The following is a 12,758-nucleotide window of genomic DNA, read 5'->3' as shown; positions in this document are numbered from 1 at the left end:
TTCTGTCACTGCTCCTGGGGACGGTGCTGCCGGGTCGGGGGGAAGTCTGCGGTGTCCGTGGTGTCTACGGCCAGCGTGCGGTCGGGATTCAGCCGTACGACGATGTGGCGGCGCCAGGCGGTGTCGTCGCGCTCGGCGTGGTCCTCGCGCCAGTGGCAGCCCCGGGTCTCCTCGCGCTGAGCGGCGGCGGCGACCAGGACGCGGGCCACGCACAGGAGGTTGGTGGCCTCCCAGGTGTCGACGCCGGGCTCGGCGGTCTTGCCGTTCTCGTCGAGTGCATCACGGGCGTCGGTGTGCAGCTGCTGGAGTTGTCCGGCTGCCCTGGCGAGGGAGTCGGCGGAGCGCAGGACACCCGCACCCTCGGTCATGATCCGCTGGATCGCGAAGCGGGCCTCGGGGGCGAGCAGCGGGTGCGCGGGCTTGTGCGGGTGCGGGACCGGCTCGGGCACACGCGCGTGGAGGGCGTTTTCGGCCTGGCTCTCCGTGATGTCGGCGACAATCCGCTCGGCGTAGACGAGGCCTTCGAGAAGGGAGTTGGAGGCGAGCCGGTTCGCTCCGTGCACGCCGGTGCAGGCGACCTCTCCGCACGCGTACAGGCCGGGGACGGTCGTACGGCCCCGGGAGTCGGTGCGGACGCCGCCGGAGGCGTAGTGGGCGGCCGGGGCGACCGGGACGGGCTCGGTGACCGGGTCGATGCCGTGGCTGCGGCAGGCGGCGAGGATCGTCGGGAAGCGGTGCTCCCACATGTCGGCGCCGAAGTGCCGGGCGTCGAGGAACATGTGCTCGGCATCCTGCTCCAACATGCGCCGCGTGATGCCCTTGGCGACGATGTCCCGGGGCGCGAGCTCGGCCAGTTCGTGCTGGCCCACCATGAAGCGCACGCCGTCGGCGTCGACCAGGTGGGCGCCCTCGCCGCGCACCGCCTCGGAGACGAGGGGCTGCTGGCCCTCCGCGTCGGCGCCGAGGAACAGCACGGTCGGGTGGAACTGCACGAACTCCAGGTCGGAGACCTCGGCACCCGCGCGGAGCGCGAGGGCGACCCCGTCGCCGGTCGACACGGACGGGTTGGTGGTCGCCGAGAACACCTGCCCCATGCCACCGGTCGCGAGGACAACGGCGGGCGCGTGCACCGCGCCCACCCCGTCGTGCTGCCCCTCGCCCATGACGTGCAGACTCACGCCCGCCGTACGGCCCTCCGCGTCCGTCAGGAGGTCCAGCACGAGCGCGTTCTCGATCGTACGCAGGCCACGCGCGTGTACGGCCTCGACGAGCGCCCGGGAGACCTCCGCGCCGGTCGCGTCGCCGCCCGCGTGCGCGATACGGCGCCGGTGATGGCCGCCCTCACGGGCCAACTCCAGTCCTCCTTCGGAGGACTCGTCGAAGTGGGCACCGGTCTCGATGAGCCGTCGTACGGCGTCCGGGCCCTCGGTGACGAGGATGCGGACGGCCTCCTCGTCGCACAGGCCCGCGCCCGCGACCAGCGTGTCGTCCAGGTGCTGTTCGGGGGTGTCGCCTTCCCCGAGGGCGGCGGCGATACCGCCCTGGGCCCAGCGGGTGGAGCCGTCGTCGAGGCGGGCCTTGGTGACCACGACCGTCCGCAGCCCGGCCGCCTCGCAGCGCAGGGCAGCGGTCAGGCCGGCCACTCCGGAGCCGACCACCACCACGTCCGCGGCGATGGACCACCCGGGGGCGGGCGCGTGCAGTCGTATGCCTGTGCTGGTCACGAGGCGGCTCCGAAGGTTCCGAAAGCGAGTGGGATGTTGTCGATCAGCCGGGTCGTCCCGACCCGGGCGGCGACGGCGAGGACGGCCTCCCCGGTGAAGTCCTCGTCCACGTCCGTGAAGTCGGACGGGTCGACGAGGGCGAGGTAGTCCAGGGCGAGCGGCGGGTCCAGGCGGGCGGCGTTGTCGAGGACCAGGCGGGCGGCGGCGCGGACGGACGCCGGGCTGCCGGGGCCGGGGGCGGCCTTGGCGACGGCGTGCGCGTCGGCCGCAGCGCGGGACTCCCCTATGGCGCTGAGCGCCTCGGCACGCGCGTGTGTGGCGGGCACCTCGCGGGCCCGCGCGCGCAGCGCCTCCTGGGCGGCGTGCCGGTCGCGGCCCGCGAACAGGGCCTGCGAGAGGGCGAGCGCGGTGCGCCGCTCCCGCGCGGACAGATAGCGGTTCCGGCTGGACAGGGCCAGGCCGTCGGCCTCGCGCACGGTCGGCACGCCGACGATCTCCGTGCCGAAGTTCAGGTCGCGCACCATGCGGCGGATCAGGGCGAGCTGCTGGGCGTCCTTCTGACCGAACAGGGCCACGTCGGGACGGGTGAGGTGCAGCAGCTTGGCGACGACGGTGAGCATGCCGTCGAAGTGGCCTGGGCGGACCGCACCCTCCAGGCGTTCGCCCATGGGGCCCGCCGAGATGCGCACCTGGGGTTCGCCGCCCGGGTAGACCTCGTCCACGGAAGGCGCGAACACGACGTCGGCGCCCGCCTGTTCGGCGATCTTGAGGTCGGCGTCCAGGGTGCGCGGATAGCGGTCGAGGTCCTCGCCCTTGCCGAACTGCAGCGGGTTCACGAAGACGGTGACCACGACCTCGCCGTCCGGCCCGGCGATCTCACGGGCCGTACGGACCAGCGTGGCGTGGCCCTCGTGCAGGGCGCCCATCGTCATGACGACGACGCGACGGCCCGCACGCGTGCGTGCGTGCAGTTCGTCGGCGGTGCGCAGCAGGGTGGTGGTCATCCGGCATCTCCCTCGGTGCCGTTGGCGAGCACACCGAGGAGGTCCTCGGCGAGTTCCGGCTTGAGGAGCCCGTGCGCGAGGGCCCGGTCGGCGGTCGCGCGGGCCATCGCCAGATAGCCGGCGACGGTCTGCGGGGCGTGCTTGCGCAACTCGGTGACGTGCGCGGCGACGGTGCCCGCGTCCCCGCGCGCGACGGGGCCGGTGAGCGCGGCGTCACCGGAACGCAGGGCGTTGTCCAGGGCGGCGCCCAACAGCGGGCCGAGCATCCGGTCGGGGGCCTCGACGCCGGCGGTGCGCAGCAGCTCCATGGACTCGGCGACCAGGGTCACGAGGTGATTGGCGCCCAGCGCGAGGGCTGCGTGGTACAGCGGGCGGTTCTCCTCGGCGATCCACTCGGGCTCGCCGCCCATCTCGATCACCAGGGCCTCGGCGGCCAGCCGCAGTTCCTCGGGCGCGGTGACCCCGAAGGAGCACCCGGCGAGGCGTTGCACGTCCACCGGGGTCCCCGTGAACGTCATCGCGGGGTGCAGGGCCAGCGGCAGCGCGCCGACCCGCAGAGCGGGGTCCAGGACCTTCGCGCCGTACCGTCCCGAGGTGTGCACGAGCAGCTGCCCGGGGCGTACGGCGCCGGTCTCGGCGAGGCCCTCCACGAGTCCGGGCAGGGCGTCGTCCGGGACGGTCAGCAGCACCAGGTCGGAGCGCTCCAGGACCTGCGCGGGCGTGACGACCGGCACCTCGGGGAGCATCAGCGCGGCCCGTCGCCTGGACGCGTCGGAGACCCCGGAGACGGCCACCGGGCGGTGCCCGGCCAGCTGGAGGGACGCGGCGAGCGCGGGGCCCACCCGGCCGGCGCCGACGACACCGACGGCGAGCCGCGCGGGGCGGTCCTTGGGCTCTGGCTGTTGGAATGTACTCACGCGACGGCGGCCTTCCCGTTCCAGTCCGCTCCGGGTACCGGACGATTTCTCGTCATGTTAACGCGATCGGTTCGAGGGGCGTCCGGTTGTCCACAGGCTGTGGGTTGTCGCACACCACCGGCGAACGGGAAAGCCTGGGGAAATCCGGGTGCTCGCGCGGACCCGCACCAGGCATCATCCGGAGCATGAGCGATGCGGCGGAACAGGGCGAAGAGCAGGCGGAGCAGGACGAGCGGGGAGCGGAGCCGACAACCGACGAGGAACGCATCCTGGAGCGCCGCAAACGGCGCATCAGCGCGAACCGGAACGCGAAGCGCGCACTCGCGCGCCTCGGCTTCCTGGACCCCCTCCGCGAGCGGCTGGCGTTCCTCCAGGAGGCGGCCGAGCTCTACGACCTCGACGAGACGTCGGACATGTACGGCGGCGGCATCGTCGAGACCCTGGAGAAGCGGGTCGCCGAACTGCTCGGCAAGGAGGCCGCGGCCTTCTTCCCCACGGGCACGATGGCCCAGCAGGTGGCCCTGCGCTGCTGGGCGGGCCGCACCGGAAACCCGGTCGTCGCCCTGCACCCGCTCGCCCACCCCGAAGTGCACGAACGGAATGCGCTCAGCCAGGTCAGCGGGTTGCGCCCGGTCCATGTGACGAGCGAGCCCCGGCTGCCGACCGCCGACGAGGTGCGCGACTTCCCGGAGCCCTTCGGGGCGCTGATGCTCGAACTGCCCCTCCGGGACGCCGGTTTCGTCCTGCCCTCCTGGGAGGAACTCTCCGCCGTCGTCGAGGCCGCGCACGAACGCGACGCGGTGGTCCACTTCGACGGCGCCCGTCTGTGGGAGTCCGCCCCCCACTTCGGCCGCCCGCTCGACGAGATCGCCGACCTGGCGGACAGCATCTACGTGTCGTTCTACAAGTCCCTCGAAGGACTGGGCGGCGCCGCGCTCGCCGGCCCGAAGACCCTGATCGACGAGGCGAAGACCTGGCGGCACCGGTACGGCGGCCAGATCTTCCAGCAGTTCCCCACCGCGCTGACGGCACTCGCCGGCCTGGACCGGGAACTGCCCCGGCTGCCCTCGTACGTGGCCCACGCGCGCGTGGTCGCCGAGGCGCTGCGCGAGGGGTTCGCGGCGGCCGGGGTGCCCTGGATCGGTGTCCAGCCCGAGCAGCCGCACACGAACGAGTTCCAGGTCTGGCTGCCGTACGACCCCGACGCGGTCTCGGAGGCCGCGATCCGGCAGGCCGAGGAGACGAAGACCGCCCTCTTCGCCAACCCCTGGGACGCGAAGGGTCCGGGTCTGGCGGTCACCGAGGTCTATGTGCGGGCCGCCGCCCTGGAGTGGACGGCCGACGACGTGAAGGCGGCGGTCGCGGACTTCGTGGTCCGCCTGAAGGAGGAGACCGGGGGCTGACGGATGTCAGCAGGCGGAACGCGGGTGCGGGTGCAGCAGGCGGCCCAGGGCCCGCCGTAGCCGACCATGGACCGGGCGTTCCGCGACGACCGCGCGGAACTGCCGGTAGCCGCGCAGCTCGCGGGCCGTTCGCCAGTCGTGGGCGCCGGGCGGGGGCGGCGGCACTTCGCCGAGCCGCTGGGCGCGGTAGGTGTCGAGGAAGTACTGCTGGGTGATGCTCATGTCTCCAGGCTGCGCCGCCGCCCGGTGGCTGTCGCGTCGATTGACGGGCGCCGTCAATCGAGCGGTGCGTTGTCAGTGGCGGGGTGCACGATGGGGGACATGAGCGTGCACATCGACATCACCGGGCTGCGGCAGGAGCGGATCACCTTCGCGCCCTCGCCCCTGGGCGAGCTGTGCATGGCGCTGCACGCGCTGTCCGAGCCAGGGCACCATCCCGGCCTCCAGGGCTGGGTGACCGGCGTCACCGCCGGGCTCGACCCGCATCTGGCCGACCGGATGTGCGAGGCGGACTTCCTGTGGCGGTCGACGTTCTCCGACCTGTTCCTGCCGTACGCGGGCATCCCGGGCCGTAGCACGCTCCCCGGGGCCACGCTCGCCGAGGAGCTGGACCTCCTGGACAAGCTGACGGACGAGCAGTTCGTGGACGCGGCGATGGAGTTCACGACCTGCGCGATCACCTACAGCACGGGCGGACCCGGCCCGCTCACCGACGCCGGGATCCGGCGGCGCGCCCTGGAGCAGGCGGCCGCGCGCGGTCCGCGTCAACTGGCGTTCACCGAGCGCCTGTTGGCCGACCCGCCGCGGACCAGGGCCTGGCTGCGGCAGTTCCTGGAGGACTGCGACGAGGCGTTCTTCGCGGAGACCTGGTCCCGGATGCACCACCAGCTCGCCGCCGACGCCCGCCACAAGACGGACCTCCTGCGGCGCAAGGGGCTCGCTGAGGCGCTGAAGTCGATGTCCACGGCGGTGGCACTCGACGAGAGCGCCACCCGCATCACGGTCGACAAACTCGGCACCGGCTGCACGGCGACCCAGGACGGCGGCCTCCTCCTGGTGCCCACCAGCCTGGGCTGGCCGCACCTGACGGTCCTGTACCGGCACGACTGGCAGCCCGTCGTGCACTACCCCGTGGGCACGCCCAAGCTCGCCGCACCGCCCTCCGTGGAGCAGCTGACCCTGCGGATGACCGCCCTGTCCCACCCGGTCCGCATGCGCCTGTGCCGCAACCTGGCCCGGAGCGCCTTCACCACCGGCGAGCTGACCCAGATGCACGGCATGACCGCCCCCGAGATATCCCGCCACCTGAGCGTCCTGAAGAAGGCCGGCCTGATCACCACCCGCCGCCGCGGCCGCTACGTCCTGCACCAGCTGGACGTCACGGTGGTGGCCCGCCTGGGCAGCGACTTCCTGGAGGGCATCCTCAGATAGCCGCCGCCGGGCAGCCGGAGGGGTGACTCCTCAGCCGTGGCCGCCGGCCCGCACCAGCCCCGTCTCGTACGCCAGGACCACCACCTGCACCCGGTCCCGCAGGCCGAGCTTGGTCAGGATGCGGCCGACGTGGGTCTTCACGGTCGCCTCGGACAGCACCAGGCGGGCCGCGATCTCGCCGTTGGACAGGCCCTGGGCGACGAGGATCATGACCTCGCGTTCGCGCTCGGTGAGGCGCTCCAGCTCCTTGCGCTGGGGCTCCTTGCCGGTGGAGGGCAGCATCGGGGCGAAGCGGTCCAGGAGCCGACGGGTCGTCGAGGGCGCCACGACGGCGTCCCCGCTGTGCACGGAGCGGATCGCGGTGAGGAGTTCGCCGGGCGGCACGTCCTTCAGCATGAAGCCGGAGGCGCCCGCCTTCAGCCCGGAGAAGGCGTACTCGTCGAGGTCGAAGGTGGTCAGGATCAGCACCTTCGGCGGGTTCTCGCCCTGGCAGATGCGGCGGGTGGTCTCCACGCCGTCCAGCTTCGGCATACGGACGTCCATCAGCACCACGTCGACCGCGGTCGCGGACAGCACCTGGAGGGCCTCGACGCCGTCGCCCGCCTCCGCGACGACCTCCATGTCCGGCTGGGCGGCGAGCACCATCCGGAACCCGGTGCGCAGCAGCACCTGGTCGTCGACGAGCATCACGCGGATCGTCATGGGGGTCATCTTCCGTTCGGTCGGCGGGTGGTGGTGCGGGTCCTTACAGGTGTCAATGCCCGGCGCGCGAAAGGCGTCGGTGGTCAGTGCGCGGGTTTGAGCGGCAGCAGCGCGCTGATGCGGAAACCGCCGCCCGGCCGCGGGCCCGCGTCCAGGGTGCCCCCGACCATGCCGACCCGCTCCCGCATACCGATCAGACCATGCCCCTGGCCGTCGGCGCCGCCCTCCTCGTACAGCTCGTGCGGGGCGCCCTTGCCGTCGTCCTCGACGAGCAGCCCGAGACCGTCGTCGAAGTAGACCAGGCGCACGCTCGCGCCCGTGTTCGGGCCACCGTGCTTGCGGGTGTTGGTGAGCGCCTCCTGCACGATCCGGTACGCCGTCAGTTCGACGCCGCTCGGCAGCGGGCGCGGGGTGCCCTCGACCTTGAAGTCGACGGGCAGTCCGGACGTACGGCACTGCTCGATCAGGTCGTCGATCTGCTCCACGTCCGGCTGCGGAACGTACTCGCCGGCCTCCTTGTGCTCGCCGGTGCGCAGCACGCCCAGCAGGCGGCGCATCTCGGCGAGGGCCTGGCGGCCGGTGGAGGAGATCGTCTCCAGGGCCTTCTTGGCCTGGTCCGGCGCGGAGTCGAGGACATAGGCGGCGCCGTCGGCCTGGACCACCATCACCGACACGTTGTGCGCGACCACGTCGTGCAGCTCGCGCGCGATCCGGGCGCGCTCGGCGGCGACCGCGACCTTGGCCTGCGCCTCGCGCTCCTTCTCCAGCCGGGCGGCGCGCTCCTCCAGCTGCGCGAAGTACGCGCGCCGGGTGCGCATCGAGTCGCCGAGCACCCAGGCCAGCGCGAACGGCACCGTCTGGAAGATCGCCAGCGCGACCAGCCCCGCGGAACTGGTGTGCTCCTGGGGCCAGCGGATCTGCGCCAGGGTCGCCGCGGACAGCCCGGCGGCCAGGGCGAAGCGGGAGGCCCAGCGGGCACCGATCGCGGCGACCGTGTAGACGATCACCAGCATGGCGAAGTCGGCCACCACGGGCTCGATGTCGAGGACCAGCTGCACCAGGCCCGTCGCCCCGGCCAGGACCAGCATCTTCTCCGGCCAGCGGCGGCGCAGCGCGATCGCCACACACATCACGGCGGACGCCGCGATCGCCCCGGCCGCCGTCCCGTGCCGACCCGACGCGTAGCTGGTACTGGCGATGCTCACGCCGCTCAGCCCCAGCAGGAAGACAGCCCAGAAGGTGTCGACCCATGTCGGGTGTCTGCGGAGGAAGTCGTAGAGGCGCTGCACGTAACCCAGCGTAGGGAAGCGCGAAGTGTGCCGGGGTCAACCGGAGGATCGATCCGTATACGTCCCGCGTACTCCCCAAGGTGGAGGCCCCGTTGTCCTGTGCACTTAGTCTGACCACGTGACGGAAGACACCACGGGCCGGTGGCGCGGCTGGCGGGAGGCCGCCGAGGACGCCCTGTACGGGCCCGGGGGCTTCTATCTCAGGCCCGAGGGACCCGCCGGGCACTTCCGTACGTCGGTACACGCGTCGGCGCTGTTCGCCGGGGCCGTGGCGAAGCTGCTGTGCCGGGTGGACGAGGCGCTGGACCGGCCGGCGGCGCTGGACTTCGTGGACCTGGGCGCGGGCCGCGGCGAGCTGGTGACCGGCGTGCTGGCCGCGCTCCCCGCCGAAGTGGCCGCACGCGTGCGTGCGTACGGCGTCGAGATCGCCGACCGCCCCGAGGGGCTCGACCGTCGCATCGAGTGGCTCGGCGAGCTGCCGAAGGGCATCACAGGGCTGCTGTTCGCCAACGAGTGGCTCGACAACGTGCCCGTGGAGGTCGCCGAGGTGGACCCGGCGGGCGTACCGCGGCTCGTGCTCGTACGGGACGACGGGACCGAGCGGCTCGGGGAGCCGGTGGCCGGTGCGGAGGCCGCGTGGCTCGCCCGGTGGTGGCCACAGGCGCCCGAGGAGGGGCTGCGCGCCGAGATCGGTCTCCCCAGGGACACCGCCTGGGCGTCCGCCGTCGCCTGCGTCGACCGGGGGCTCGCAATCGCCGTCGACTACGCGCACACCGCGGACACCCGCCCCCCGTTCGGCACGCTCACCGGTTTCCGCGAGGGCCGCGAGACGGCACCCGTACCGGACGGCTCGTGCGACATCACGGCGCACGTCGCCCTGGACGCCTGCGCGCAAGCGGGCGCGACGGCGGCCGACACGTCAGGCGCACTCCCCGGCGCAGGCCTGCTCACACAACGCGCCGCCCTGCGCGCCCTCGGCATCACAGGCGCGCGCCCCCCGCTCACACTGGCCTCCACCGACCCCGCGGCATACGTCCGCGCCCTCGCGGGCGCCGGAGAAGCCGCCGAACTCACCGCGACCGGCGGCCTCGGCGACTTCGGCTGGCTCGTGCAGTCGGTTGGAATTCCGGACCCGCTGTCCAACTGACCGGCTGTCCAACTGACCGGCTGCCCAACTGACCTACCGCCCAACTGACCTGCTGCCCAACCGACCAATCGCGCGCCCTACTTGGCCCCTATTTGTCGATGTCCCCGACCACGAAGAACAACGACCCCAGAATCGCCACCATGTCCGCCACCAGCGTCCCCGGGAGCAGCACCGCGAGCGCCTGGATGTTGTTGTAGGACGCCGAGCGCAGCTTCAGCCGGTACGGGGTCTTCTCGCCCTTGCTGACGAGGTAGTAGCCGTTGATGCCGAGCGGGTTCTCGGTCCACGCGTACGTGTGCCCCTCGGGCGCCTTCAGGACCTTCGGGAGCCGCTGGTTGATCGGTCCGGGCTCCAGCTCGGCGAGCCTGTCGAGGCAGGCGTCCGCGAGGTCGAGCGCGTTGTGGGTCTGCTCCAGGAGCACCTCGAAGCGGGCGAGACAGTCGCCCTCCTGGCGGGTGACGACCTTCAGGGTGTCCTGGAGTTCGCCGTACGCGAGGTACGGCTCGTCGCGCCGCAGGTCGAAGTCGACGCCCGAGGCGCGCGCGATGGGCCCGCTCACGCCGTACGCGTGCACGGCCTCGGGAGACAGCTCGCCCACCCCGCGCGTGCGGCCCCGGAAGATCTCGTTGCCGAGCACCAGGTCGTCGAAGCGGTCCATCCGGGAGCGCACGGCGGCGACGGCTTCACGCGCGCGGGAGGCCCATCCGGCGGGGAGGTCCTCCTTGAGGCCGCCGACGCGGTTGAACATGTAGTGCATGCGTCCGCCGGAGACCTCCTCCATGACGTTCTGGAGGACCTCGCGCTCCCGGAACGCGTAGAACACCGGGGTGATACCGCCGAGTTCCAGGGGGTACGACCCCAGGAACATCAGGTGGTTGAGCACCCGGTTCAGCTCGGCGAGCAGGGTGCGCGTCCACACCGCGCGCGGGGGCACCTCCATGCCGAGCATCCGCTCTACGGCGAGGACCACACCGAGCTCGTTCGAGAAGGCCGACAGCCAGTCGTGGCGGTTGGCGAGCATGATGATCTGGCGGTAGTCGCGCGCCTCGAAGAGCTTCTCGGCGCCGCGGTGCATATAGCCGATCACCGGCTCCGCGTGCTGGATGCGCTCGCCGTCCAGGACGAGCCGCAGGCGCAGCACACCGTGCGTGGAGGGATGCTGGGGGCCGATGTTGAGCACCATGTCGGTGCTCTCCGCGGCGCCGCCGATCCCGACCATGGTCTCCGTCGTGGGAGTCATGGACACAGTCTCTCGTACGTACGCTTGCGGCATGGAAACGGGGACTGCCGCGCACGACGACGCGGCGCGCGAGCCGGTGTGGACCGGGCTGCCGCCGGGGCTGCTGAAGATGCGACGGCTGTTGCTGGTGGTGTGGCTGGGGCTGCTGACCGTGGTCCTGGGCGCACTCCTGAACCTGTTCGCGGGGCCCGCCTGGGCGGCGTTCGCACTGCTGCCGCTCGCCCTGATCGTGTGGGGCTGGGTGCTCCTGGGCCGCAACTGGCGGTCCTGGAGGTACGCCGAGCGCGCCGACGACCTGCTGATCAGCAGGGGTGTGCTGTGGCACCACGAGACGATCGTGCCGTACGGGCGGATGCAGCTCGTGGAGGTGACCTCGGGGCCTGTGGAGCGGCACTTCGGGCTGGCCAGCGTGCAGCTGCACACGGCGGCCGCGGCGACCGACGCGACGATCCCGGGGCTGGTCCCGGCCGAGGCCGAACGGCTGCGCGACCGGCTCACCGAGCTGGGCGAGGCCCGATCGGCGGGGCTGTGACGACGCCGGGCGCCGAGAAGGACGTACCCGAGGCCGCCGAGGTCGTACGGGAGCAAGTGCCTGTCGTGGAGCGGCGGTTGCATCCGGTGACGCCGTTGCGCCGGGCGTGGGCGCCGGTCGCCGTCATCATCGGGTGGGCGGTGCACGACCCCAACCAGGCACAGGAGCAGTTGACCCGGCTGACCACCATCACCCTGCTGATCGGGCTGGCCGTGTTCGTACCGGCCGCCGGTCTGTACGGCTTCCTGACCTGGTGGTTCACCCACTTCTCGGTGACCGACACCGAACTGCGCATCCGTACCGGCCTGTTGTTCCGGCGTACCGCGCACATCCGGCTGGAACGCATCCAGGCCGTCGACGTGACACAGCCCCTCCTCGCGCGCGTGGCGGGCGTCGCCAAGCTCAAGCTGGACGTCGTAGGGACGGACAAGAAGGACGAGCTCGCCTTCCTGGGCGAGGGCGAGGCGCGGGCGCTGCGGGCCGAACTGCTCGCGCGGGCGGCCGGGTTCGCGCCCGAGACCGTGCACGACGTCGGCGAGGCGCCCTCGCAGCAACTGCTGCACGTACCGGCCGGCGTCCTCGCGGTGTCCCTGGTGCTGACCGGCGCCACCTGGGGATCGCTGGCCGCCGCACTCGTCGTACCGCCGCTCCTGTGGCTCGCCACCCACAGCGTGTGGACGGTCCTCGCGACCGCGCTGCCGCTGCTGGGCGCGGCGGGCGCGAGCAGTGTGGGGCGGTTCGTCGGCGAGTACGACTGGACGTTGGGCGAGTCCCCGGACGGGCTGCGCATCGACCACGGGCTGCTGGACCGCACGCACGAGACGGTGCCGCCGGGGCGCGTGCAGACCGTACGGATCGTGGAACCGCTGTTGTGGCGGCGGCGCGGCTGGGTGCGGGTCGAGCTGGACGTGGCCGGTTCGTCCAACTCCGTGCTGGTGCCGGTCGCTCCGCGCGAGATCGCCGAGTCGGTCGTCGCGCGCGTGCTGCCCGGTGTGACGGTGCCGCCGCTCCCGGCGCTGTCCCGCCCGCCGCGACGGGCGCACTGGTGCGTGCCGCTGTGGTGGCGGGGCTACGGCCTGGCGGTCACCGACACGGTGTTCGCGGCCCGACACGGACTGCTGCGCCGGAGCCTGGCGCTGGTGCCGCACGCGAAGGTGCAGAGCGTACGGCTCAAGCAGGGGCCCTGGGAGCGGTTCTGGCGGCTCGCCGAGGTCCATGTGGACACCGGGGCCAACGGGACCGTCACAGCCCGCCTGCGGGACGCGGAGGAGGCCGCGGAGCTGCTCCGCGAACAGGCCGAGCGCTCACGGACGGGCCGCAGGGACGCACGCCCTGACCGCTGGATGGCCTGACGCCCGGTCAGGACCCG

At 72.6% G+C, this 12,758-nt stretch carries 12 protein-coding genes; 5 read left to right on the top strand and 7 right to left on the bottom strand.

Annotated elements, in window-relative coordinates:
* Window positions 1–5: 5 nt before the first annotated feature.
* Genes OO70_RS44525 through OO70_RS44515 form a run of 3 tightly spaced genes read right to left on the bottom strand, consistent with a single transcriptional unit; the run spans window position 6 to window position 3,645 of the window.
* The gene (locus OO70_RS44525; protein WP_043685368.1) at window positions 6–1,724 is read right to left on the bottom strand and encodes an L-aspartate oxidase; all 1,719 of its coding nucleotides are present in this window, start codon (window positions 1,722–1,724) and stop codon (window positions 6–8) included.
* Entirely contained in the window at window positions 1,721–2,728 is a 1,008-nt protein-coding gene (panC, locus tag OO70_RS44520; protein WP_043685366.1) for a pantoate--beta-alanine ligase, read from the bottom strand. Before panC ends, OO70_RS44525 begins: the two co-directional genes overlap by 4 nt.
* Window positions 2,725–3,645 (bottom strand): Rossmann-like and DUF2520 domain-containing protein, encoded by a 921-nt coding sequence (locus OO70_RS44515; RefSeq protein WP_043685363.1) that lies wholly within the window; start codon window positions 3,643–3,645, stop codon window positions 2,725–2,727. The genes panC and OO70_RS44515 overlap by 4 nt, the downstream gene beginning before the upstream one ends.
* A gap of 185 nt (window positions 3,646–3,830) precedes the next feature.
* On the opposite strand from OO70_RS44515, the gene OO70_RS44510 reads away from it, so the two are divergent.
* On the top strand, window positions 3,831–5,048 hold the full coding sequence (locus tag OO70_RS44510; protein ID WP_043685360.1) for a threonine aldolase family protein: 1,218 nt from the start codon (window positions 3,831–3,833) through the stop codon (window positions 5,046–5,048).
* A 6-nt stretch (window positions 5,049–5,054) separates the two neighbouring features.
* Here OO70_RS44510 and OO70_RS44505 read toward each other — a convergent pair whose 3' ends face one another.
* A complete protein-coding gene (locus OO70_RS44505; RefSeq protein ID WP_043685357.1) occupies window positions 5,055–5,270 on the bottom strand; it encodes a hypothetical protein in 216 nt (71 codons plus the stop codon).
* A 99-nt stretch (window positions 5,271–5,369) separates the two neighbouring features.
* Here OO70_RS44505 and OO70_RS44500 point away from each other — a divergent pair, with 99 nt between their 5' ends.
* Window positions 5,370–6,479, top strand: a complete 1,110-nt coding sequence (locus OO70_RS44500; protein ID WP_043685441.1) for a DUF5937 family protein — start codon at window positions 5,370–5,372, stop codon at window positions 6,477–6,479.
* A gap of 30 nt (window positions 6,480–6,509) precedes the next feature.
* Here OO70_RS44500 and OO70_RS44495 read toward each other — a convergent pair whose 3' ends face one another.
* Both OO70_RS44495 and OO70_RS44490 read right to left on the bottom strand, forming a co-directional pair.
* Window positions 6,510–7,181 carry a response regulator transcription factor gene (locus OO70_RS44495; RefSeq protein WP_043685354.1) on the bottom strand — a complete coding sequence of 224 codons (672 nt, stop codon included), beginning with the start codon at window positions 7,179–7,181 and terminating at the stop codon, window positions 6,510–6,512.
* An 83-nt stretch (window positions 7,182–7,264) separates the two neighbouring features.
* Window positions 7,265–8,470 carry a sensor histidine kinase gene (locus OO70_RS44490; RefSeq protein ID WP_043685352.1) on the bottom strand — a complete coding sequence of 402 codons (1,206 nt, stop codon included), beginning with the start codon at window positions 8,468–8,470 and terminating at the stop codon, window positions 7,265–7,267.
* Window positions 8,471–8,588: 118 nt separating this feature from the next.
* Between OO70_RS44490 and OO70_RS44485 the strand changes: the two genes are divergently transcribed.
* A complete protein-coding gene (locus OO70_RS44485) occupies window positions 8,589–9,617 on the top strand; it encodes an SAM-dependent methyltransferase (RefSeq protein ID WP_043685349.1) in 1,029 nt (342 codons plus the stop codon).
* Between the two features lie 88 nt (window positions 9,618–9,705).
* Here the strand turns inward: OO70_RS44485 and OO70_RS44480 are convergent, their stop codons facing one another.
* Window positions 9,706–10,857 (bottom strand): NADH-quinone oxidoreductase subunit D, encoded by a 1,152-nt coding sequence (locus OO70_RS44480; RefSeq protein WP_043685347.1) that lies wholly within the window; start codon window positions 10,855–10,857, stop codon window positions 9,706–9,708.
* Window positions 10,858–10,888: 31 nt separating this feature from the next.
* Between OO70_RS44480 and OO70_RS44475 the strand changes: the two genes are divergently transcribed.
* Window positions 10,889–11,389: a PH domain-containing protein gene (locus tag OO70_RS44475; RefSeq protein WP_043685344.1), complete on the top strand. Its 501-nt coding sequence runs from the start codon at window positions 10,889–10,891 to the stop codon at window positions 11,387–11,389.
* On the top strand, window positions 11,386–12,741 hold the full coding sequence (locus tag OO70_RS44470; RefSeq protein WP_043685341.1) for a PH domain-containing protein: 1,356 nt from the start codon (window positions 11,386–11,388) through the stop codon (window positions 12,739–12,741). The genes OO70_RS44475 and OO70_RS44470 overlap by 4 nt, the downstream gene beginning before the upstream one ends.
* Window positions 12,742–12,758 lie beyond the last annotated feature (17 nt).

It is taken from the genome of Streptomyces xylophagus (assembly GCF_000716435.1).
Lineage (GTDB): Bacteria > Actinomycetota > Actinomycetes > Streptomycetales > Streptomycetaceae > Streptomyces > Streptomyces xylophagus.
Note: the sequence above shows the minus strand (reverse complement) of the source record. Positions and strands in the feature narration are given on the sequence as shown.

Excerpts from the sequence above, each read along its gene's own strand:
- panC (WP_043685366.1), bottom strand. The coding sequence starts at position 2,728 with ATGACCACCACCCTGCTGCGCACCGCCGACGAACTGCACGCACGCACG.
- OO70_RS44510 (WP_043685360.1), top strand. The coding sequence starts at position 3,831 with ATGAGCGATGCGGCGGAACAGGGCGAAGAGCAGGCGGAGCAGGACGAG.
- OO70_RS44505 (WP_043685357.1), bottom strand. The coding sequence starts at position 5,270 with ATGAGCATCACCCAGCAGTACTTCCTCGACACCTACCGCGCCCAGCGG.
- OO70_RS44500 (WP_043685441.1), top strand. The coding sequence starts at position 5,370 with ATGAGCGTGCACATCGACATCACCGGGCTGCGGCAGGAGCGGATCACC.
- OO70_RS44495 (WP_043685354.1), bottom strand. The coding sequence starts at position 7,181 with ATGACGATCCGCGTGATGCTCGTCGACGACCAGGTGCTGCTGCGCACC.
- OO70_RS44480 (WP_043685347.1), bottom strand. The coding sequence starts at position 10,857 with ATGACTCCCACGACGGAGACCATGGTCGGGATCGGCGGCGCCGCGGAG.
- OO70_RS44475 (WP_043685344.1), top strand. The coding sequence starts at position 10,889 with ATGGAAACGGGGACTGCCGCGCACGACGACGCGGCGCGCGAGCCGGTG.